Genomic DNA, 22706 nt, shown 5'->3' on the forward strand with positions numbered 1-22706 from the left:
ATCATGCTGGCGGCCTTTTTCATTATGGCCCGACGCGCCTGCCTGCTGCACTTACTTCGTTATATTTACCCGAAACTGCGACATGCTGCTTACCAGCTGACGCGACTGCTCTTCCAGCGATTGCGTGGCCGCTGCGGCCTGCTCGACTAATGCGGCATTTTGCTGCGCCACTTCATCCATCTGACTCACCGCCTGATTGATCTGCTCGATATCGTGGCTTTGCTCCAGCGATGCGTCGGAAATCTCTTTCATCAGGGCGGTAACATCTTTCACTTCGGTAGCGATAGCATTTATGGTTGCGCCGGCGCGCTGCGCCATGTCGCTTCCCTCTTTCACCCGGCCTTGCGATTCGCCAATCAACTGACGGATCTCTTTTGCCGCTCCCGCGCTGCGCTGCGCCAGATTGCGCACTTCACTCGCCACGACGGCGAAGCCGCGCCCCTGCTCCCCGGCACGCGCCGCCTCTACCGAGGCGTTCAATGCCAGAATATTGGTCTGGAAAGCAATACCGTCAATAACGCCCAGAATATCAGCGATATGGTTGGCGCTTTCAGCAATTTCCTGCATCTTGCCGGTAACGCTGCTGACCACTTCAGCACCCGTTGCGGCAGTAGTGGAAACATTGCGCGCCAGCTGATGCGCCTGCTGCGCATTGTCAGCGCTCTGTTTCACCGTCAGGGTTAATTTTTCCATGCTGCCCGCCGTTTGTTCCAGCGAAGTTGCCGACTCTTCCGTGCGCTGTGACAGGTTAAGATTGCCCAACGAGAGTTCACGGCTGCCTACGTCGATCTGTAGCGAGGCTTCCATCACCCGGCTAACGGAATCAAGCAGTCCCTGCTGCATTTTTCTCATCGCTTCAATTAAGCGCCCCAGTTCATTGCGGCCTGCATCCGGTATCGGCTGCGTTAGATCGCCGATGGCGATATGTTCCAGCTGTTCAATCGCCTGATTCAATGGCTTCAGCAGCACCGCTTTTAACGCCATCCATGCGATAACCAGCAGCGTCAGGGTTAACAGGCCGCAGACGATAATACTGATCCGCATTATCTTCTCATTCAGTTTCGCCTGCTCTACACGTATATTGCTGATTTGATTAGTATCCAGCGCAAAGGCTTCAAATGCCTGTTGATAGCCGCCGGTAGAGGAGGTAAGCACATGCCCTACCAGCTGGTAATAAGCATTGGCGTCTTTATTTTCCAGCGCCCGTAATAAAGGGTCGATGCCTTGTTGCCTGTAACGTTGATAGCTGGTTTCAAGCGCCTTAAGTAGCTCTTTGCCTGTTTCTGTCTCAATATGGCTGGCCGCTACTCTGTCCATCGCCTCTTGCGCTTGTCGGACATAATCAATCACGCGGGCAATATTTTTTTCTGCTTCAGCCAGTTGATTGGTGCTGAGTTGATGAAACGCCGTCGCCGCCGTGGCACGGGCACGAAACAAATTACTGTTATTCTGATAAAGCGGGTCGATGACTTCGCTATCGATATAATCGATTTCTTCAAGAAAATTATTTGATTTTTGCACCGCGCCAAGCCCAATAAAGCTGACGATAAGCAACAGCAACGTAACTGATGTCAGCAGGCAAATTAATGCCATACGCACAGATATATTTTTCAACATAAGATATTTTCCCTAAAAATAATAAAGGCTGAGTTCCTTCGCCTGGAGATTATGGTGAATTATTATTGTTCTCTATAAATATCGGCATAATTAACAAACTCTATAACGGACATAACTTACTAATTTGCGTACTAATGATATTTCTGTGCATTAATTTTTCTGGCGTAGCCGCCGCTCGCCTCCGCCGGTATCCGTTGTTATAGTGTTTTTTCTTTCCTGTCGGGTCATGGAGCGCTACATGACGGCCTTTGCCTCAATATTTATTTTGCTGGTTCTCGGTGGTTTGAGTTTGTTGGTTCACAATACCGCCGTGACGCTCTCCGTCGCGGCGCTGTTGGTGATTAAATTAACGCCGCTGTCGCAATTTTTCCCCTATATCGAAAAGCAGGGGCTAACCCTGGGGATCGTTATTCTTACCATCGGCGTGCTGTCTCCGCTGGTCAGCGGGTCTCTGCCGCCCAGCACGTTGATGAAATCGTTTCTCGACTGGAAATCGCTGTTAGCGATTGCGGTAGGGATCCTGGTTTCCTGGCTTGGCGGACGCGGCGTCACGCTGATGAGCAGCCAGCCGACGATTGTCGGCGGCCTGCTGATCGGTACGATTATCGGCGTTTCCCTGTTTCGCGGCGTGCCTGTTGGCCCGCTGATCGCCGCCGGACTGGTTTCGCTGTTTATTTTCAATAAATAACCGCAGCTGGAGCATTCCGAAAGCGGAAAAAGGGGGCATACTTTCACTGCCAGTTGGCTATAATAGCCGTCACTCACTTATGATGAATGAAGGAAAGCGAGATGAGTTTGAACCTGGTTCCTGCCGGTAAAGACCTGCCAGAAGATATCTATGTCATTATCGAGATCCCGGCCAATGCCGATCCGATCAAATATGAAGTAGATAAAGAGTCTGGCGCGCTGTTTGTTGACCGCTTTATGTCAACGGCCATGTTCTATCCGTGCAACTACGGTTATATCAACCACACTCTGTCTCTGGACGGTGATCCGGTTGACGTTCTGGTGCCGACGCCGTATCCGCTGCAGCCGGGTTCCGTAATCCGCTGCCGTCCGGTTGGCGTACTGAAAATGACCGACGAATCGGGTGAAGATGCGAAGCTGGTTGCCGTACCGCACACCAAGCTGTCTAAAGAATACGATCACATTAAAGATGTGAACGATCTGCCGGAACTGCTGCGCGCTCAGATTACCCATTTCTTTGAACACTACAAAGATCTGGAAAAAGGCAAGTGGGTTAAAGTTGACGGTTGGGATAACGCCGAAGCGGCGAAAGAAGAGATCCGTACCTCTTTCGAACGCGCAGCGAAGAAGTAATACCCATCGGGTGAGCGCTTTCTCACCAGAAGATCAAAAAACACCGTCCCAAAAGGGCGGTGTTTTTTTATTGCCAGCTTAAAATTTCCGCCTGCATGCCTGAACCGACCGGGCGGTAGTGCAGCATCATGTATTCGCTTTTATTTGTGGTTAACACGATCAAAAGTTGATTTTTGCCTGGCCCTTTTTCGGCAATCTGGCAACCGACCCGTTGAAATGTTTTAATGATTTTTTTAAAGCAGGGAGGTTTTTATGGCGTTGCAAGGGAAGTTTGTTATCAATGATGCGGATTACTCTCCATTAATGTTCTATGGGGTTGGAACATTCATGGCTTTCTCCGGAGCAGGACCTTACCGTAATCACGGAGCATGCGCAATGATCCCCAAAAAGGGCCCGGTCCCTGATGGTAAATACTGGATTGTCGCGCGTCCTGCCGGCGGCCCAAGATCCAAAGCCATTACCTGGATGAAAGACGCTTTTAATAGCTTGTACAGCGACAATACCGTTCCGCATTCGGAATGGTTTGCTCTGTATCGGGATGATGGCGTAATTGACGATTATACCTGGATCGAAAGCGTACGCCGCGGAGCTTTTAGACTGCATCCCGGAACACTATCTGAGGGCTGCATTACTCTTGCCCATATTACCGATTTTATGACTATTCGTAATGCGCTGTTACGCGCGCATACCGTACCAGTCCACAATACTGGTTTGCAGGCATTCGGCATTATCGACGTGATTCACTCTGGAGCCAAAGACTGCTTATGAAACTGTTGCTACGGATTATATTTAAGGTCGCTCTGTTTCTTGTCGTCTTTATTGCCTGCGCCCTGGCAGTCCCATATGGAGCACTGACCGACCAGCTGACAAAGAACATGAGCCTGGATATGGCGATAAAAATTTCAGAAGTCGTGCTGGGTGAGACCTACCCGGAACCTTATGAATTTGTTGATAGTTTGATAACTACAGTGCTAAATATCCCGGTGAGCATTATTATCTATGCGTTTTTGATAAAAGTGTTCCGCTATTTTAAAAGGCATAAATCTGTCTGATAAGCCTTATCAGCCTGGAAGGTTTTATCGTTCTGCTTTAAACCCGCTGGAAGTTATCAAGAATATGGTTGATGACGTCTTCTTTTCTGGTAAACAGGATAGCCAGCGAAGCTGTTGAAATTCATTTTGGCAGATATAGGTAAGGCCACCTCCGTTGGAGGTGGCCTTTTATTCACCAGATGAAGCCTCGTCCCGCTGCAACCAGTCGCCGCTTGGGATCTGCGTCAAACCTGCTACCGAACGTTGATACACGTACAACCAGGCGCTGCCGTACGGCGTCTGAATCAGCTGGCGTTTATACTCTCCGCCGCGGGTTCGAAGCGCGTCCAGTTCACCTAAGGTACTGGCATCAATCCGGTAGACTTCACCATACACGGTGCCGTCTCCCGGCACGACGCCAGGATAAAGACCAATGTTGTAAAGATCGTAGCCCGCGATCTGATGATCGCCAAGCCACTGCGCGTTGGTCATCCAGTGACTATTTCCCTGTTTGCGCCGTAAACTGCCGTAGACAATTATTCGCATTGCTAAAACTCAAACTGATAGAGCAAATCGAGTGCCTGGTCAACGCCGGACACTGCTTCCAAATAGAGCTTAGGCATCAGACGATAACGCAGCGTTAAAGTCGCCAGTGAATCAAAGATACCCACTCCATATTTTACTTGTAGACCCGGCAGTACATAACCGCTGACCTGCACCTGCTGGCTATCGCCAACGCCGGCCGTATCAAGGGCAAGATTGCTAACGCCGAAGGTCTCGCCGATTTTACCCACAATTTGGCCACTTTGCGCAACCCCTAAACCAACAAGGGCGGAAGTCAGGGCGTTGCTGTCGCCATCCGCATCCAGTCCCTGCCCGCGCAACAGGTAAGAAAGCGCTTCCTGCTGCGACATCGCCGGATCGGAGAAAATCTCCGCTTTCGGCTCATCCGCCAGCCCGGTTACGCGTAAACCGGCGGTCACATCATCCTCGGTGGCCTCTGGATTACGAATTGCTTCCAGATTGATGTAAGGCTGATCCGGCGGGCCAGCAAATTGCAGTTCGCCTTTACGCACCAGCAAATCCTGACCGTAGGCATGGAAACGGCCGGACGGGATATTAATCTGCCCGTTCAGACCCAGCCCACGCTTATCCTGTACCAGCTTCAGATCGCCGTTCAGCTTCGCCTTCAGGCCGAAAGCGCTAAGGCGGACATCATCGCCAACGTGAATAACCAGATTACTGTTAATCGGAATAGCCGCCGTTTGCGGCGCGATCGGCTTCAGGTTTTCATCCAGCAGCACTTCGTCAGAAGAGACGCCGGCGGCGCTCTCCGGCACCTCCTGGACAATGATGCGCGCCCAGGGCACATCCACCTTGCCGTCAAGCGTAAAGGCGATCGGCGAGGCATCGAATGTCAGGTCGGGCGAAACGTCCATACGTACCATCGGCGGGACGGTTACCCGAACGCGATCGCCGCGGGCGGCAATATGCGCGCGCCAGTTATCCAGTTGGCTCCAGTCGGCGTTGCCGTCAAGGTTAATCTGCCCACGCGCGGTCTGGATCAGGCCATCCAGCGTTGAGCTCATGCCGTTAAACGCCATGGTCAGGTCGGCGCTGGTCAGATCAACCGGCATAAAGCTGCCTTCCACGTCGACGTTACGTAAGCCCAGCTGACCATATACCAGCGGTTTTTGCAGATTACCGCCCAGGCGCAGATTGCTGTTGAGCATGCCGGCGACCTGCTCGCCGCGCATCAGCGCCGGATTAAACAGCGCCAGCGACAGGTTATTGATGTTGATGTTACCGGACAGATTGCGGCGATTTTGCGCATCGCTAACCTGCACCTTGCCGTCGAATTGCCCGTTATTAGCAATACGCAGCAGCCAGTCCAGCTGCGCGTTGCCATCGCGCAGAGCGGCGTTGAGATTGAGTGTATCGAAAGCGATCGGCAATGCGTTGCCCTGCACATCCTGGGTAACTTTCACGCCATTGCCCTTCAGCGCCACCCGCCCGGTCGGCAGCGAACCGTCGCTGTGCCAGCTGACATCGGCATCGCCGCTGAAGACGCCCGCCAGTTGCGTCTCTGGCGGCAGGAAAGGCTTAATCATCGCCAGATCAAAGCGGCTGAGCTCCACGCGCGCATGGCCGTCCGGCCCCGCCTCAATCGGCTGCGGCACGCAGAGCTGAGCGTTCGGGTTGCGCCAGCAGTGCGCGCCGATGGTCGCGGTTTGCCGCGCGTTCTGATAATCGATGGCGATGGCACGGGTTAGCCGCCATTCGCCTACCGGCGTATCAAAGAAGGTGTTATTCAATGAGCCCTGCCAGCGCTGCTGCTGACGATCGAAACTGCCGTTCAGCGCCAGCTGGCCGGAAACCGGATCGCCGTTAACGTTAAGCTTCAGCTGATGTTTTTGCTCGTTGCCGTCGGCATGCAATGTCAGCTGATTAATCGCCAACGCCGCCTGCTTCAGCCGCTCAACGCGCAGCTGCAGCTTACCTGCCACCTGGTCGCTTGATTGCACCTCGCCGTCAAGCCGGACGCGGGCGATGGTCAGCTCCTGCCAGCGCAGGCTGGTGGCAGTGACATCTGCCAGCAGCTGCGGCGCCTGTAGCGTTCCGCGCGCTTTGATGGTGCCTTTCGCGACGCCGCCGAGGCCGGGCAGCGCGTTATCCAGATGCGGCGCATCGATATTGGCGTCCAGGTTAAGCGCATCGCCCAGTTCGCCTTTCAGATTGATATTGTTGCGTCCCAACACCAGCTTGATACCGGGGATATTCCACTGGTTATAGCTGTTGCCGTACAGCGAGCCGTCTGCCGACACCGCATTCTGCCTGACCTTGCCGCGCAGTTGCAGCTCCGGCACACGCATCTGCCAGCTACCGCCGTACAGGCTGCCGCGCGTAGTAATTTTGCCATCCAGCGTGGCGGGCCAGTCAGGATACTGCTGCGCGGTGTTGATGCCGCTCAGTGACAGTTCGCTGCGCCAGCTAATGGCTTTGCTCCAGTCCACCAGCCCGCTCAAATCGGCATGGCCTTTGAGCGCTGACAAGCGCAGCTTATCAAGACTGAACTGCTCGACATTGCCTTTACCGTCCAGCGCCAGATCGGCAGGCGGAATGGCTTCGCCCTTCAGTGCGGTACGCAGCGACATCACATAGTCGGTCGCCTTGCCGCTGAAGCTAAAGTCCAGGTTATCCGCCTGATATTGCACTGCACCGCTCAGCGGCCAGCGCAGCTGTGGGCTGGTCAACTTAAGCTGCAGCGGCAGGCCGACGGTGGCCAGCTCGGTTTGCCCGCTGAGCTGCGCATCCAGCGGGCCGGAGAGGTTAACGCCCAGCTTAAGCTGTTGACGCATGGCGCCGCCGAGCGTCATTTTGATCTTCTCGCCCTTCAGCGGTTCGACATTTAACGTGCCGTTCAGATTGAAATCCACCGGCCAGTTATCAGCCAGCTGCGCCTGACCATTGGCCTTCAGCGCGCCCTGCGGCGAATCAATATCCAGGGTTTGCAACTGCAGCAGGCGATCCTGAGTTTTTGCCTTCAGCAGCAAACGGTTTATCGCCAGCGCGGCATCACCGGTGATGCGTAGCTGCTCGCCGACGATCTCCTGCAGGTCAATATCCAGCGGCAGACGAAAATCGGGCATGTTGGGCAGCAGCGGCTGCGCGAACATCGCCTTCAGCGTTTCGCCCAGCGGTTTTTCCTGCGCCTGCGGCTGCTGAATCTTCGGCTGCACTACCTGTTCGTTAGCGACCTGCGCCGCCTTCGGCAGCGCGATAAGCAGGCTTTGAATACGCGTTGGGGTTAAGGTAAGTGCCCGCTCCTGCCAGTGCAGTCCGGTAGAGAAATCGAGCAGAGAAACTGCGGTATCATCAATTTTGACATTGATATTATGCAAGCTGAGATGGCGTAGCGTAATCGGATACGGCGTACTCATCTCACCGCTGGCGCTCTCCTCTTGCGGCGGCGGTTCGCTGGCTGGCGTCATTTTGCTGCTGTCGACCACCACGTTAAGATCTTTCAGCGCAAGATCGTTAATGCAGAACGCGGAATTTTTCAGGCAACCCAGCTGCAGCGCCAGATGAAATTCGCCAGCGTTAACCGTTACGCCCGGCATCTCATACTGCACGCCTTTTAGCGTCAGGTTGCGCCAGCCGCCATCCACCTGCTGGATAGACAAGCCCGGCACCCAACGCGCCGCGCCGTTCAACAACAGGTGCAGGCCGGGCGTAGTGCCCACCAGCAGCAATACGCCGCCTGTCAGCACCGCTAAAACGATCAGCACCCCAATCAGGACCTTCTTCCATAGCTTCATAGTTCAGGCCCCAGTCCGATATAAAACTGCAATCCATGTTCCTCTTTATCACCAATCGGTCGCGCCAGATCGAACTTAATCGGCCCTACCGGCGATGCCCAACGTACGCCGATACCGGCGCCGGTTTTAAAGTTGCTTTGCTTGATATCATTCACCGCTTCGCCAGAATCGACGAATACCGCCCCCCACCATTTGCCGGTGACGTTGTATTGATACTCCAGCGAGCCAGCCGCCAGTTTCGAGGCACCGGTCAGCTTGCCGTCATCATCGCGCGGAGAGATGCCTTTATATTTGTAACCGCGGATGCTGCGGTCGCCGCCGGCGAAGAAGCGCAGGTCTGGCGGCACTTTTTCAAAGTCGTTGGTTTCAATCCAGCCGAGATTGCCGCGCGCCACAAAGCGATGCCGGTCCGCCAGCGTGCGGATCCAGACGTTTTGCGCCTGTAATACCAGGAAATCGACATCGGAGCCCCAGGTGGTATCGGAAATATCCACCGAATAGCGTTGCGAATCGCCCCAGGTCGGCATCAGCCCGCCGCGCGAGCGGGTGCGGTTAACGCTGACGCCAGGATAGATCAGCATGGTGGTATTAGTGACGTTCGCCTGGGTAAAGTGATCCAGGCTCCAGCGCAGGTTGATGGCTTTTTGCCAGCCGGAGCTGTTATCCCAGTAGCGCGACAGCGCCAGGGTGGTGGAATCCGCTTTGGTGTCGTTAAGGTCGGTGCGCTTCAACCCTCCCTGAACCAGGTAATATTGTTCCAGCGGGCTTTTCAGCAGAGGCACTTTGTAGCTGAAATCAAGCTGCTGCTCAGGCGCGGAGAGGTTAGCGCTAGTGGTCAGGCTGTGCCCGCGCGAGTTAATCCACGGCTTACGCCAGGTGGTTTTTAACCGCGGCCCGACATCAGTTGAGTAGCCGATGCCGGTTTCGATGGTGTTTTCAGTACGCGGCGAGACCACGCCGCTGAGTGGTAAAACCTTATCCGCCGTGGTTTTATCAAACTCCGGCGCCACCACCACTGAATTAAACCAGCCGGTGGCCGACAGGCGGCGGTTTAGCTCGGCCAGGTCGCGCGAGCTGTAATAATCGCCTTGGTGAAACGGTACCAGGTTTTGCAGATACTCTTCACGGATCTGAGAACCTTCAAAGCTCACGTCGCCAAAGCGATAGCGCTTGCCGCTGTCATAATCGAGATCCCAGAAGGCTTCGCGGCGTGCTACCGACACCCCCAGCTGGCTTTTTTTAAAGTCGCCATCAAAATAGCCGTTGCGCAGCGCCAGGTTAGTAAAGCCTTTCTTAAAGCTTTCATACTTGCCGTGATTAAGAATGGCGCCGTTTTGGGGGCGTCCTTCTTTTACCCACTGCTGGTATTCCGCATCATTGCGCGCATCGCCGCGCAAAATAATAGTGCTGCCGGCGATTTTTACCGGCTCGCCTGCAAAAACGCGCGCGATCAATACCGGCCTGCCACCGTTTGCCGGGGCGGGGCGGCTTTCAAAATCGATATCGGGTTCATAGTAACCCAGCGCGTGCAGCCCTTCTTCAATGGCTTTTTTAACGCGCGCGCGAAAACGGCCGTCAGCGGTCACTTCATCGGTATCGATAGTGGAAAGCTGCGCCCTGACGTTTTTTTGTAGATCCCCGGTTAACCCTTCAAGCTGTAAGCGAATATTCGCAGCCTGCGCGCCAGGCGCGGCAATCAGCAAACAGGCTATGCAATAGACATGAAATCGTGGCACGCTTACTCCTGTTAATGTTGCCGAATCCCCCTTTTTCCCAGGGGACAAATAACATCGCGAACCAACCAGCGCTAATGTCGACATCGAGTTTGGTTATCAGCATAGCTTTCCTCCTGCCGTTGCGACTATGCGTCTGGCAGATAAAAAAGCGATGTTAAAGCAAATTTTGCCGTTATTGTCGGCAATGCCGCGCTGCGTTACAACCAACAATGCTGTTAATTCGCGCAATAACGGCAAAAATCGCTGTTTTTCCTCGCCGACAATGGCCGCTTATTTATTAAACAAGATAGCGCAGTAACAGCGCTGGCGGGCTAAGCGGAGCTACTGCTATAATCGTCAGCGGCCGCTTATGCGGCTGTTGTCATCCTTTTCTGCCCCGACCTGCGTGTCGAACCGGCGCAGACATTTTTGGCACGGATAGCTCAGCATAACCGGAAAGTCGCAGTGATGCCGCATCGCGCGCTGCCCAGGCCAAAAATGACAAGTATTAAAAACCAACGGAATCTTTATGTTAGATAGCTTGCTTGTCATACTCGTGTTGATTGCGATCAGCGCCTTCTTCTCTCTGTCAGAAATTTCGCTGGCCGCCGCGCGCAAAATTAAACTAAAACTGCTGGCCGACGACGGCAATATCAACGCGCAGCGCGTGTTGAAAATGCAGGAAACGCCGGGGATGTTCTTTACCGTAGTGCAAATCGGCCTGAACGCCGTCGCTATTCTTGGCGGTATCGTCGGCGACTCCGCCTTTTCGCCCTCTTTTAAAACGCTGTTCGATGGTCTGGTGTCGCCAGAACTGGCGGAGCAGCTGAGCTTTATCTGCTCCTTCACCCTGGTGACCAGCCTGTTTATTCTGTTTGCCGATCTGACGCCAAAGCGCATCGGGATGATCTCGCCGGAAGCTATCGCGCTGCGCATTATCAATCCTATGCGTTTCTGTCTGCTGCTGTTCCGTCCGATGGTATGGTTCTTCAACGGCATGGCCAATATGATTTTCCGCCTGTTTAAGATCCCGATGGTGCGCAAAGACGATATCACTTCTGATGATATTTATGCGGTGGTAGAAGCGGGCGCGCTGGCGGGTGTGCTGCGCAAACAGGAACATGAGCTGATCGAAAATGTTTTCGAGCTGGAGTCGCGTACGGTGCCCTCTTCGATGACCTCGCGCGAAAATATTATCTGGTTCGATCTGCATGAAGAAGAGAGCAGCCTGAAAGAGAAAATTGCGCTGCATCCCCACTCGAAGTTTTTAGTTTGCAATGGCGATATCGACCATATCGTCGGCTACGTAGATTCAAAAGAGCTGCTGCTGCGCGTGCTGGGTAATCAGAGCATGGCGCTGAACAGCGGCCTGCAGATCCGCTCTGCGCTGATCGTGCCGGATACTCTGACGCTTTCTGAAGCGCTGGAAAGCTTCAAAACCGCCGGTGAAGATTTCGCGGTGATCATGAACGAATATGCGCTGGTGGTGGGCATCATTACGCTGAACGATGTCATGACGACGCTGATGGGCGACCTGGTTGGCCAGGGACTGGAAGAGCAGATCGTCGCCCGTGATGAAAATTCATGGCTGGTGGAAGGCGGTACGCCGATTGATGATGTGATGCGTGTACTGGATATCAACGAGTTTCCGCAGTCCGGCAACTATGAAACCATCGGCGGCTTTATGATGTATATGCTGCGTAAAATTCCCAAACGTACCGATTTTGTGAAGTTCGCTGGCTATAAGTTTGAAGTGGTTGATATCGATAGTTACCGTATCGATCAGCTGTTGGTAACGCGTATTGACGAGCGCCCGGCCAGCCTGACGATAAGTAAAGAAGTGGAAGAATAAGAAAAACAGGGCTTCTTTCAGACGGCTCATCCGATGGCGGGCCGCCAGACAGCACAAGGGCGCGTTAATGGCGCCCTGTTTTATTACTGATACTCTGCCTGCAGTCGAAGCACCTGACGGTTCACTTCCGACATGACGCTAAAATGTTGCTTGTCTTTAACGCGCGGAACGAGGATTTTGCCTTTATCAAACTCGAACGCGCCTACATCCTTGATGTAAATCCTTCCTTTAAACAATGTTTTAACATATTTAGCGATCTGGAAAGGATTATAACGCTGAAAAATCTTCATCTTGCTTTCAACTCCTGAAAAATTAATACGCTTCGCCGTTGCCAAAATCGGTACGAGCCCTTGAAGCGCAAAGTGCTAGTAACTATAGATCATCGTCCGTTTCCTGTGTTCCTAAAATTAACTTTTTTTACTGATTTGACACATCATTACAGGACACTCTGTTAATAGAGCCATTCAAACCAGTATAAACCCACTGCCTGAGCTAATTTGTGCAGTCGCCCGCAAAGCTGACAGGTCAACGAGACAGCAGCATAATGGCTGCTTATTATTTCAAAAACATGACCAAGTGGTCGGATCACCTGACAATGCGGAGATAATAATGCGACATGCCCCGCTCGCCCTTGTATTAAGCCTGCTGCTGCCTTTTACCAGCTGCGCCCATGACTTTCTCAACGGCCAGCGCGTCGCGCCGGTAGGCATCAGTGATAAAGGGGAACTTAACTATCAACAGGATGAGTTTAGCTATCGCGCGTGGAATAGCGCGCAGCTGATCGGAAAAGTGCGCGTGGTGCAACATATTGCCGGGCGTTCATCAGCAAAAGAGAAAAATGCCGCGCTGGTGGAAGCGATAAAGCAGGCGCATCTGCCACAGGATCGCTATCAAACCACCACCATTATCAACACCCATGACGCCATTCCCGGCACCGGCATGTTTGTACGCAGCAGCATTGAAAGTAATAAGAAGCAGTATCCCTGGTCGCAGTTTATCATTGATAGCAACGGCAACGCGAAAAGAGCCTGGCAGCTGGAAGATGGCGGCTCTGCCGTGGTGGTGTTAGATAATAACGGCCGGGTGCGCTTTGCAAAAGATGGCGCCTTGACGGTGGAAGAAACGCAGCAGGTGGTCGCCCTGCTGCATCAGCTGCTTAAATAGAGCCGCGTTAAAAAATAGAGACGCGAAAGCCAGGATTGAGGAAAGACTCGCGCGGCGTATAGTCCAGAGGGCGCCCTTTCCAGTCATGCACATGGGCGCCGGCCGCCAACGCCACCGCATGGCCAGCTGCGGTATCCCAGCCGTTCGTCGGCCCAAAGCGCGGATAAAGTTGAGCTTTGCCTTCCGCGACCAGGCAGAATTTAAGCGAGGAGCCAATGGCCACCGTCTGATGTTCGCCCAGCTGCTTCAGATACTCCGTTAGCTCATCGCCATCCTGATGGGAACGGCTAACCACCACCAGCGGCGGTCGCGCGTCACGGATTTTAATCTGCGTTTTTTGTCCGCCCTCTTCTTTCCAGGCTTTGCCTTCTGCAGCGGAATACATCACCCCCAGTACCGGCGCATACACTACGCCAAGTACCGGCTTGCCCTGCTCGATCAGGGCGATATTTACGGTAAATTCGCCGTTACGCTTGATAAATTCTTTAGTGCCGTCCAGCGGATCGACCAGCCAGTATCGCTGCCAGTGCTGACGCACTTCAAAGGCAGGCGGATCCTCTTCGGAAACAATCGGTACCTCCGGCGTGAGCTGCTGTAGGCCCCGAATAATCACGCCGTGCGCTGCGATATCGGCAGCGGTCACCGGCGAATCGTCAGATTTGTGAGAAACGTCGAGCGGAGCCTCGCCATCGTAAACATTCATAATGGCGTCGCCCGCTTCGCGCGCCAGCTGGCAGATTTGCTCTAACATTTTTCACCTCTTTATCGCTGACCGAAGTAAGCCTGACGACAGCGCCAGGGCTTACGGTGATTGATCATGCTGTTTAATCATAGCAGCTGGCGCTCAGATGCCACGCCCGGCGACGACCAGCCCATCTCTTTTACAGATTGTTTAGTTATCAATAGCATAATTCACACATCACTGTCATTACTCTTCCCCTATGGCAACGGTCAACCGCCTGTCGCTTATGCCGATAAAGGATTATTTATCTGTTAGCTGTCACAAATTTATGCGATGAAACGTAACGTTTGCAGATTAATTTGAGAAGTTTGTAGGGATGACTTTCAGGAGGAAAAAATGATTAAGGGCGCTACGCTTCTGGTTTTGGCCACGGTTTCGATTCCGCTTTCCGCCGCGACGGTCGATTTTCGCATTATGGAAACCACCGATCTGCACAGCAATATGATGGACTTCGATTATTACAAAGATAAGCCCAGCGACAAATTTGGCCTGACGCGCACCGCTACGCTTATCGCTGCGGCGCGCGCGGAGGTCAAGAATAGCGTGCTGGTAGATAACGGCGACGTTATCCAGGGCAGCCCGCTGGGCGATTACATGGCAGCGAAGGGGTTGAAGCCTGGAGAGACGCATCCGGTCTATCAGGCGATGAATACGCTGGGCTATCGCGTCGGCAATCTGGGCAATCATGAATTTAACTACGGCCTGGACTATCTACACAAGGCGTTGGCGGGCGCGCATTTCCCTTATATCAACGCCAACATTATCGATGTGGCCACCGGCAAACCGCGCTTTACGCCCTGGCTGATCAAAGCAGAAAACGTTACCGGACGGGACGGGAAAATCTACAGGCTCAACGTGGGCTATATCGGCTTTGTTCCCCCACAAATAATGGTGTGGGATCGGGCCAACCTACAGGGCAAAATCACCGTGGATGATATTACCGAAACCGCCCGCCGCTGGGTGCCGGTAATGCGTCAACAGGGTGCGGACATAGTGGTAGCCGTCGCCCACTCTGGCTTATCCAGCGCGCCTTATCAGGCGCTGGCGGAGAATTCCGTGTGGTATCTCAGCAAAGTACCGGGCATTGACGCCATTATGTTTGGCCATGCTCATGCGATATTCCCCAGCGCCGATTTTGCCGCTATCCCCGGCGCCGATATTAAACTGGGTACGCTCAACGGCGTACCGTCAGTAATGCCAGGCATGTGGGGCGATCACCTTGGGGTGGTAGACCTGACGCTGAACAACGATGACGGTCAATGGAAAGTCACGCAGGCTCGCGCCGAAGCGCGTCCGATTTACGATAAAGCGGCGAAGAAGTCGCTGGCGCAGCAGGACAGCGCTCTGGTGCAGGTGTTGGCCGATGCCCATCGCGCCACGCGTGATTTCGTCGCGCAACCGATCGGTAAATCCGCCGATGTAATGTACAGCTATTTGTCGCTGGTGCAGGACGATCCTACGGTACAGATTGTAAATAATGCGCAGCGTGCTTACGTTGAGCATTTTATTCAGGGCGATCCCGATCTGGCTAATCTCCCGGTGCTCTCTGCCGCCGCGCCTTTTAAAGCGGGCGGGCGTAAAAACGACCCTGCCAGCTATGTGGAAGTAGAGAAAGGACAGCTAACGTTGCGCAATGCTGCTGACCTTTACCTGTACCCCAACACACTGGTAGTGATGAAAGTTAACGGTGAGCAGGTCAAGCAGTGGCTTGAATGCTCTGCCGGCCAGTTTAATCAGATTGATCCGCAACAGCGGCAACCGCAGTCGCTGATTAACTGGAACTACCGCACCTATAATTTCGATGTGATTGATGGGATAAACTACCAGATCGATGTTACCCAGCCGGCTCGCTATGATGAAGAGTGCCAGTTAATTCATCCGCAGGCTTCGCGCATTAAACATCTTACCTGGCAGGGTAAGCCGATTGAGGCCAAGACGACGTTCCTGATTGCTACCAATAACTATCGCGCCTGGGGCGGCAAATTCGCTGGAACCGGCGAAAAATATATCGCATTTTCTTCACCCGATGAGAACCGCTCAATTGTCTCGGCCTGGATTAGCGCACAGACTAAGGCGCAGGGTGAAGTGCATCCACAGGCAGATAACAACTGGCGGCTGGCGCCGATTCAAAGCGCTGTCCCGCTGGATATTCGTTTTGAAACTTCCCCCTCGCCTAAAGCCGCGAATTTTATTTCGCGGTATGGTCGTTACCCACTGCGCTATATTAACCAGGACGATAATGGCTTCGCCATTTACAGAATTGACCTACAAAATTAAAATAATAAAGCCAGCGTTTGCTGGCTTTCAATTATCTTCCTGCTGATATTGAGTAGTTCAGAGCCGATAAGCTTCCATTGCAATTGCACAGGACGATTTATTTCTATAATGAACCCACTGGAATACTCATCTGCCAATCAGGCAGATTTATTTCCAAACAGCTGTTTAATGGCGCTGATGCCATTACTTACAATGCTGACGACACCGCTACCGATGTCGGTAATCGCGCCCGTCACGTTTAAATCCAGCAGTTTGCCAATACCCGCGCCCAACAGCGTGCCCGCTTCGGTCGCATTGGTAACCAGTCCGCCCAGCGAAGTTCCTTTATCAATGATTTTACCAATGGCAGAACCAATATTGCCACCGAGCTTATCAAACATGCCAAAAAGCCCACCGGAGACCTGTTCCATTTCCTTATCGTTTAGCTGACGCATAATAATCCTTCTTTGTATGTTTAGAGTGGTATGATAAATCCTTGTCATTAAGGCAACGAGAGTATAATAAAATTTAATTTCACAAAGCAACCGATGGGCTGTCAGAATAAAGAAATATATAAATAAGCAATAATGCAGCGCGTGCGGAAAAGATGTAGTGAAAATATATTAACATAAAAAAGCAGGCGGTTAATTCCGCCTGCCTTGCTATTATTTAAAAGGCGTGCATCAGATAATATCTAATAATTCTACTTCGAATACCAGAGTGCTAAACGGCGGAATAGACGCGCCCGCGCCACGCTCGCCATAGGCCAGGTTATGCGGAATGGTCAGTTCCCATTTTGAACCTACCGGCATCAGCGTTAACGCTTCAATCCAGCCGGCAATCACGCCGCTTACCGGAAACTCCGCCGGCTCGCCACGCGCGACTGAGCTATCGAAGACCGTGCCGTCAATCAGCTTGCCGGTATAGTGAACACGAACATGATCCTGACGAGAAGGGATCGGGCCGGTACCCTGATTGATGACGCGGAACTGCAGCCCGGATTCGGTGCTGCTCACCCCTTCACGCTGGGCATTTTCCTGCAGGTAAGTTTGGCCTTCCGCTGCCATTACCTGCTGACGTTCGCGACGCACGGCATCGGCACGCTCATGCACTTCACGCAGCGCGCGATGCACAACATCAACCGGTACCGCCGGCGCGTTCCCTTCCAGCGCATCACGCAGGCCCGCTACCATCGCTTCCGGCAGTAATCCCTGCAGGCCGGAATCCAGCAGTTGCTGCCCAACCTGCAAACCAATACCGTAACTCGCTTGCGCTTCAAGGCTGTCAAAAGAAGGGGTCGTCATATTTTATCCTTTCATCAATAAATCAAAAGAGGACGCAGCATAACAGCCTGCGTTGCGGGGGTAAAATCTGCATTCTTCCGATGACTTTTTGTAATGAAAAGGAAACAATAACGCTATCGCAATTTTTATAATCCAGACAGGCACTTTGCGTCTTTTTTGCCCATACTCCATCGAGGAAAGCAACTGCGACGCGCACAAGGTGCCGGAGGTAATATTATGCAAAAGGACATCCATTCTGGCATCCGCTTATGGCTGACCCGCCTCTGGCACTTGCCGGATGGCATTAGCTGGATGCGGCCGCTGCCGCCGGCGCATCGGCGCGGCATTATTCTGGCGCTTATCGTTGTGCTACTGGCTTTTCTCTGGCCGGTCTCCGCGCCGCGCGACGGTGGGCCGCAGCCGACGAACAATAACGAAAGCAAAGAAGTGCCGCTGCAGGCGGAAATTTACGATAACCCGCCGGCAACCCAGTCGGCACAGCCAACCCAGGATAAAGATCAATGGCATAGCTACCAGATTGCCTCTGGCCAAACGCTGGCGCAACTCTTTCGCGATAATAATTTACCGGTGAATGATGTGTTCGCGATGGCGCGCGTTGAAGGCGATGATAAGCCGCTAAGCAGCCTGCACAGCGGACAGCAGGTCAAGATTCGCCAGGATAATAGTGGCGTGGTGACAGGGCTTACGGTAGAGAGTGATAACGGGCCGGTGCTGTTTACCCGTCAGCCGGACGGCTCTTTCTTGCGCGCGCAATAACACGCGGCATAACCCGACGGCAAACTATCAGGCGACAAACAAAAATGCCGGCCCAGGGCCGGCATTTTCATGTTACTGAAAAAACTTATTCAGCAACTACGTTCACGTTCAGCTTAGCAAACACTTCGCTGTGAACCTGGAAGCTCACTTCGTGCTCGCCAGTGGTACGCAGAACGCCGTTCGGCAGGCGAACTTCGCTCTTAGCCACTTCAACGCCAGCTGCAGTTACAGCGTCAGCGATGTCGCGGGTACCGATAGAACCGAACAGTTTGCCTTCGTCACCCGCTTTAGAAGCGATGGTTACGGTGCCCAGTGCGTTGATGCTTTCAGCACGAGCGTTGGCTGCTGCCAGAACGTCAGCCAGTTTGGCTTCCAGTTCAGCACGGCGAGTTTCGAAGAACTCAACGTTTTTCTTGGTTGCCGGCACAGCTTTGCCCTGCGGAACCAGGAAGTTACGAGCATAGCCCGCTTTAACGTTAACCTGATCGCCCAGGCCGCCCAGGTTTGCTACTTTATCAAGCAGAATAACTTGCATTACCTTATCCTCTCAAAGTCGATAATTGGACAGTGGCCGATTACTGATGACGATCAGTGTACGGCAGCAAAGACAGGTAGCGCGCGCGCTTGATAGCACGAGCCAGCTGACGCTGGTATTTAGCGCGAGTACCGGTGATACGGCTCGGTACAATCTTACCGCTTTCAGTGATGTAGTTTTTCAGCGTAGCGATATCTTTATAGTCGATCTCTTGAACGCCTTCCGCGGTGAAACGGCAGAACTTGCGACGACGGAAATAACGTGCCATTTGGCTAGTCTCCAGAATCTATCAATTCAATCTGCTCGGCATGCAGCACAATTTTACTGAGGCCATTGCGCCCTTGATGGCTGCAAATAAAGCCTTCAATGGTAAGCTGCGTGCCGACCGTTATATGTTGAGTAATCACCTGATGCGCCTGACCGCTAATAATTACGGGCATACGGCACCAGGCCTGCCGGAAGAATCCGGCCTCTTCCTGCTGCGAGCGATGCTCAAGCACCAGCTGGCAGTGTGGAATCCCTGACGGACTTATTTTTTGCAACGGTGCCCGACACACAGTGCCAGACAAACGCAGCCGGTTCGCCGTCACGGTCGATTACTCTTCAGAATCCCCGGCATCTGCATCGTCAGAGGTTTCGTTAGCGAAATCTTCACGACGCTCACGGCGCTCGTCTTTCGCTTTAACCATCGGAGATGCTTCGGTTACTGCGTTTTTGGTACGCATAACCATGCTGCGGATAACGGCGTCGTTGAAGCGGAAGTTAGTTTCCAGCTCATCGATCACTTCCTGCGGCGCTTCAACGTTCATCAGAACGTAATGCGCTTTGTGCAGTTTGTTGATCGGGTAAGCCAGCTGACGGCGACCCCAGTCTTCCAGACGGTGAATCTTACCTTCTGCACCAGTGATGGCACCAGTGTAGCGCTCGATCATGCCCGGAACCTGTTCGCTCTGGTCAGGATGAACCATAAAGACGATTTCGTAATGACGCATCGAATTTGCTCCTTACGGATTATTCAGCCTCCTGTCAGGGTCAGCCGTGGCCCATGGAAGCAAGGAACGTTTTAAGTGTACGGCTGAAAAATTGACGCGTAATCATACTGGCCCGGCGGGGGAAACTCAAGCGGGAATCACGGAAAAAACGCGTCGCGCCGGGACAATAGCCGATAGTCGCGGCGGGTCTGCGCGTTAAGGCTGTACTATCAATGGGATGCGAAAAAATCCACCAGCGCGCCCAATGCCTGCGGCGTGATTTTATGTCCTACGCCCGGCTCGGTTAGCCAGGTGAGCCGCTGATCAAGCCGCGCGGCGGTCAGCGCCTGAACCAGCCTCTGGGTTTCCGCCGCCGGCACTACCTCATCCGCTTCGCCATGCCACAGCAGCAGCGGCCGATCCGCCAGACGGCTTAAGGTACGGCTGGGATCGTAAGCTTCAAGCGGCGCCAGACGGCGTGTCAGCTCCGCCTGCTCTGCGGGCGTGCTTGCCTGCAGCGGCGGGAACAGCGTCTGGCTGAGCGACATAAAATAACCCGACCCCATCAGGCTGGCGACGCGGTTAATCTGCGGATAACGCGCCATGGCGCCCAGCGCGGTCATGCCGCCCATTGAGGCACCCGCTACACCGAACTGCCCCTCGGCAATCCATCCTCGCTCCCGCAACGCGGCTTCCAGCTGCGGCAGCTCATCAATGTTGCGGCGCAAAATATCCCAGAAATGGGCCAGCCGGTATGCGTTGTCGCCGCAATAGCGTGAGCCGTGCTCCTCAGCGTCCGGCATGATGACGCGAAAACCGGCCTGCGCCAGCCCAACGGCGGCCCAGGCGTAAACCTCTTTCGAAGAGAGATAGCCGTGCCAGAACAGCACGGTGGGCAAGGCGGTCTCGCGTAGCCCGGCAGGCGCCGCGTGCAAACATTCAATACCGCTAAACGATTCAGTCCTGATGTCGATGCTTTTATCTGACGCAACTTTTCGCTGTGCCGTCGCCTTCATCTTTCGCCCGCCATGTTTAAAAAATAGCCTTTGATTATACGGTATTGCAGCCGTCCTTTATTAGCCCTGAGAAAAAAGATCCTTTCCCTTGCGATTTGTAGGGTAAAAATTCGGCATTTTTGGCCGTTTAACGAGATCCCGGAATATTATCAAAAGGTAAATAAACATGAAGCGTCTCTCACTCAGCCGCGCCAGTTTAGGCGTCAAGCTGTCTGTCATGACCTCTTTAAGCGTGGCTGTACTTTTTTTCATCCTCACGCTGGCTTTAAGTAACAATGCAGCCAAACAGCTGCAGGCTTTGACACTGGAAAATATGCAAAATCAGGTGTCAGGTATCGGCGATATGGCCGGGATGTTTAACGCCACGCTGAGCGAAGAGGTCGCGAATTATACCAACCTGTTTCAAAGCTTTTTGCCAAAAGCGTTCAGCCGCGATGAAAGCTCACGCGTCACGGTAGGCAATTTCTCTACTCCCACTTTACGCGCCGGATCCAACACGCTGAACCTGAATGAAAACGTGGTTGATGACTTTTTAACGCGTACCGGCGCCATTTCAACAATTTTCGTGCGCGACGGTGACAACTACGTGCGTATCGCCACCTCACTGCTTAAAGAAGATGGCACCCGCGCCATGGGCACCCAGCTCGATCGCCAAAGTCCGGCCTATGCTCAGGTGAGTAAAGGCGAAGCGTACCGCGGCCTGGCGACCCTGTTTGGCAAACGCTATATCACCCAATATCAACCGGTAAAAGATTCCAGCGGTACAGTGGTTGGCATCCTGTTTGTTGGCGTCGAGATCGGCAAACAGGTCGCGCTGATGCGCGATAAAGTGTTGGATAAATCGTTTAGCGATACTGGTCGCTTTATGGTGATGAACGGCGCGGCAGGCAGTTCGCAAGGGATCTGGCTGTTCCATCCGCAGGAAGAAGGGAAAATGGCGCGCTGGTCGCCGGAAGCGATGCAGCAACTTACCACGCAGCAGAGCGGTACGCTGGAAACCGTGCAGGATGGCGAACCGCGTATCATTGCCTGGCAGCGCCTGCCCGGCTGGAACTGGATAATTCTTGGCGATGTGGATAAGGATAGCCTGCTGGCGCCGATCACCTCCGCCCGCAACACTTTCCTGCTGCTGGGGCTGGGACTGGTCATTCTGTTTGCCGTTGGTTTTGTCTGGATCACTCGCCGCTGGGTCAGCGTCCCGCTACAGCAGGTAATCCATCTGGCTGAACAGTATGCGGATGGCAATCTACAGGCGACCCTGCAAACCGAGCGTCAGGATGAGGTAGGCCAGCTGATTACCGCTATTAACGGCATCGGCGATGGCCTTGAACGCATTGTTTCCCAGGTACGCGCCGCGGCGCAGGATATTAGCCAGGGCACCGATGCCATTGCCCTCAGCAGTGAAAATATCAGCGAGCAGATTACCCGACAGGCCAGCAGCGTGGAAGAAACTTCCGCCAGTATGGAACAGCTGGGCGCAACCGTGGGCCAGAATGCTGAAAACGTGGCGCAGGCACTACAGCTGGTCGCAGAAGCGGCAGGCGCAGTGCAGCAAGGCGGCGAAACGGTGGCGCATTCGGTGAATACCATGTCGGCGATTAAGGTCTCTTCGCAGAGCATCGCGGATATTACGCATGTGATTGAATCTATTGCCTTCCAGACCAACATCCTGGCGCTGAACGCGGCGGTGGAAGCCGCCCGCGCCGGGGAACATGGCAAAGGGTTTGCGGTGGTAGCGGCTGAAGTGCGTGCGCTGGCAAGCCGTAGCGCACAGGCGGCGAAAGAGATCGATGCGCTGATCACCAACTCCATCAGCAACGTAAATCAGGGGCATACGCTTTCTGAAAAGACGCGCAGCGCAATGGAAAATATTGTTACCCGCATTGAGCAGGTAAAGGCGCTGATGGGCGAAATTAATATCGCTTCGCAGGAGCAGTCAGCCGGGATTGGGCAGGTCAATATCGCGATGACGCAGATCGGTCAGGCAACGCATCAAAATACCGAGCTGGTTGCGCAATCGGAAGAGACCGCGCACGAGCTAAGCAAAAAAGGGCATCATCTGACCGAACTGGTCAGCGTTTTTACGCTGAAAGGCTAACGGAACAGCG

At 53.6% G+C, this 22706-nt stretch carries 22 protein-coding genes; 9 read left to right on the forward strand and 13 right to left on the reverse strand.

Going from position 1 to position 22706, the window contains the following annotated elements; translation table 11 throughout:
* Positions 1-51: 51 nt before the first annotated feature.
* Positions 52-1617: a methyl-accepting chemotaxis protein gene (locus K6958_RS17830; RefSeq protein ID WP_249892361.1), complete on the reverse strand. Its 1566-nt coding sequence runs from the start codon at positions 1615-1617 to the stop codon at positions 52-54.
* Positions 1618-1855: 238 nt separating this feature from the next.
* On the opposite strand from K6958_RS17830, the gene K6958_RS17835 reads away from it, so the two are divergent.
* From K6958_RS17835 to K6958_RS17850, 4 genes are all read left to right on the forward strand, one after another.
* Positions 1856-2305, forward strand: coding sequence for a DUF441 domain-containing protein (locus tag K6958_RS17835; RefSeq protein ID WP_249892362.1), 450 nt, complete (start codon positions 1856-1858; stop codon positions 2303-2305).
* A gap of 101 nt (positions 2306-2406) precedes the next feature.
* Positions 2407-2937 (forward strand): inorganic diphosphatase, encoded by a 531-nt coding sequence (gene ppa / locus K6958_RS17840; RefSeq protein WP_103059194.1) that lies wholly within the window; start codon positions 2407-2409, stop codon positions 2935-2937.
* A 252-nt stretch (positions 2938-3189) separates the two neighbouring features.
* Positions 3190-3705, forward strand: coding sequence for a DUF2778 domain-containing protein (locus K6958_RS17845; protein WP_249892363.1), 516 nt, complete (start codon positions 3190-3192; stop codon positions 3703-3705).
* Positions 3702-3989, forward strand: coding sequence for a hypothetical protein (locus K6958_RS17850; RefSeq protein WP_249892364.1), 288 nt, complete (start codon positions 3702-3704; stop codon positions 3987-3989). Before K6958_RS17845 ends, K6958_RS17850 begins: the two co-directional genes overlap by 4 nt.
* 168 nt (positions 3990-4157) lie before the next feature.
* Here the strand turns inward: K6958_RS17850 and K6958_RS17855 are convergent, their stop codons facing one another.
* From K6958_RS17855 to tamA, 3 genes are read right to left on the reverse strand one after another with little or no spacing between them, the layout of a single operon-like run.
* Entirely contained in the window at positions 4158-4514 is a 357-nt protein-coding gene (locus K6958_RS17855; protein WP_249892365.1) for a gamma-glutamylcyclotransferase family protein, read from the reverse strand.
* Between the two features lie 2 nt (positions 4515-4516).
* Complete coding sequence (gene tamB, locus K6958_RS17860) at positions 4517-8287, reverse strand: autotransporter assembly complex protein TamB (RefSeq protein WP_249892366.1); 3771 nt, start codon at positions 8285-8287, stop codon at positions 4517-4519.
* Entirely contained in the window at positions 8284-10023 is a 1740-nt protein-coding gene (gene tamA / locus K6958_RS17865) for an autotransporter assembly complex protein TamA (RefSeq protein WP_249892367.1), read from the reverse strand. The genes tamB and tamA overlap by 4 nt, the downstream gene beginning before the upstream one ends.
* Positions 10024-10531: 508 nt before the next feature.
* On the opposite strand from tamA, the gene paeA reads away from it, so the two are divergent.
* Positions 10532-11854 (forward strand): polyamine export protein PaeA, encoded by a 1323-nt coding sequence (gene paeA / locus K6958_RS17870; protein WP_249892368.1) that lies wholly within the window; start codon positions 10532-10534, stop codon positions 11852-11854.
* Between the two features lie 83 nt (positions 11855-11937).
* On the opposite strand, the gene K6958_RS17875 is transcribed toward paeA, so the two are convergent.
* Complete coding sequence (locus K6958_RS17875) at positions 11938-12144, reverse strand: DUF1107 domain-containing protein (protein ID WP_085069893.1); 207 nt, start codon at positions 12142-12144, stop codon at positions 11938-11940.
* Positions 12145-12463: 319 nt separating this feature from the next.
* Here K6958_RS17875 and K6958_RS17880 point away from each other — a divergent pair, with 319 nt between their 5' ends.
* Positions 12464-13018 carry a YtfJ family protein gene (locus tag K6958_RS17880; protein WP_249892369.1) on the forward strand — a complete coding sequence of 185 codons (555 nt, stop codon included), beginning with the start codon at positions 12464-12466 and terminating at the stop codon, positions 13016-13018.
* A 7-nt stretch (positions 13019-13025) separates the two neighbouring features.
* Here K6958_RS17880 and cysQ read toward each other — a convergent pair whose 3' ends face one another.
* A complete protein-coding gene (cysQ, locus tag K6958_RS17885; protein ID WP_249892370.1) occupies positions 13026-13769 on the reverse strand; it encodes a 3'(2'),5'-bisphosphate nucleotidase CysQ in 744 nt (247 codons plus the stop codon).
* A gap of 327 nt (positions 13770-14096) precedes the next feature.
* Between cysQ and K6958_RS17890 the strand changes: the two genes are divergently transcribed.
* The gene (locus tag K6958_RS17890) at positions 14097-16037 is read left to right on the forward strand and encodes a bifunctional 2',3'-cyclic-nucleotide 2'-phosphodiesterase/3'-nucleotidase (protein ID WP_249892371.1); all 1941 of its coding nucleotides are present in this window, start codon (positions 14097-14099) and stop codon (positions 16035-16037) included.
* Positions 16038-16174: 137 nt separating this feature from the next.
* Here K6958_RS17890 and K6958_RS17895 read toward each other — a convergent pair whose 3' ends face one another.
* Both K6958_RS17895 and bamJ read right to left on the reverse strand, forming a co-directional pair.
* Positions 16175-16471, reverse strand: a complete 297-nt coding sequence (locus tag K6958_RS17895; RefSeq protein WP_249892372.1) for a bacteriocin — start codon at positions 16469-16471, stop codon at positions 16175-16177.
* A gap of 228 nt (positions 16472-16699) precedes the next feature.
* Positions 16700-17320: a BamJ family beta-barrel-assembly machinery protein gene (gene bamJ / locus K6958_RS17900; protein ID WP_249892373.1), complete on the reverse strand. Its 621-nt coding sequence runs from the start codon at positions 17318-17320 to the stop codon at positions 16700-16702.
* A gap of 216 nt (positions 17321-17536) precedes the next feature.
* On the opposite strand from bamJ, the gene K6958_RS17905 reads away from it, so the two are divergent.
* Positions 17537-18076 carry an OapA family protein gene (locus K6958_RS17905; protein WP_249892374.1) on the forward strand — a complete coding sequence of 180 codons (540 nt, stop codon included), beginning with the start codon at positions 17537-17539 and terminating at the stop codon, positions 18074-18076.
* Positions 18077-18161: 85 nt separating this feature from the next.
* On the opposite strand, the gene rplI is transcribed toward K6958_RS17905, so the two are convergent.
* The 5 genes from rplI to yjfP all read right to left on the reverse strand — a co-directional run bounded on the left by rplI (position 18162) and on the right by yjfP (position 20598).
* The gene (gene rplI / locus K6958_RS17910; protein WP_085069879.1) at positions 18162-18611 is read right to left on the reverse strand and encodes a 50S ribosomal protein L9; all 450 of its coding nucleotides are present in this window, start codon (positions 18609-18611) and stop codon (positions 18162-18164) included.
* 40 nt (positions 18612-18651) lie between these two features.
* The gene (gene rpsR / locus K6958_RS17915) at positions 18652-18879 is read right to left on the reverse strand and encodes a 30S ribosomal protein S18 (protein ID WP_000135199.1); all 228 of its coding nucleotides are present in this window, start codon (positions 18877-18879) and stop codon (positions 18652-18654) included.
* Between the two features lie 4 nt (positions 18880-18883).
* On the reverse strand, positions 18884-19201 hold the full coding sequence (gene priB, locus K6958_RS17920; RefSeq protein ID WP_249892375.1) for a primosomal replication protein N: 318 nt from the start codon (positions 19199-19201) through the stop codon (positions 18884-18886).
* A 6-nt stretch (positions 19202-19207) separates the two neighbouring features.
* Positions 19208-19603: a 30S ribosomal protein S6 gene (gene rpsF, locus K6958_RS17925; RefSeq protein ID WP_038623908.1), complete on the reverse strand. Its 396-nt coding sequence runs from the start codon at positions 19601-19603 to the stop codon at positions 19208-19210.
* A 209-nt stretch (positions 19604-19812) separates the two neighbouring features.
* Entirely contained in the window at positions 19813-20598 is a 786-nt protein-coding gene (yjfP, locus tag K6958_RS17930) for an esterase (protein WP_249892376.1), read from the reverse strand.
* A gap of 166 nt (positions 20599-20764) precedes the next feature.
* Between yjfP and K6958_RS17935 the strand changes: the two genes are divergently transcribed.
* A complete protein-coding gene (locus K6958_RS17935) occupies positions 20765-22696 on the forward strand; it encodes a methyl-accepting chemotaxis protein (protein ID WP_249892377.1) in 1932 nt (643 codons plus the stop codon).
* Positions 22697-22706: the final 10 nt, after the last annotated feature.

It is taken from the genome of Mixta hanseatica (assembly GCF_023517775.1).
In the GTDB taxonomy this organism is placed as follows: domain Bacteria; phylum Pseudomonadota; class Gammaproteobacteria; order Enterobacterales; family Enterobacteriaceae; genus Mixta; species Mixta hanseatica.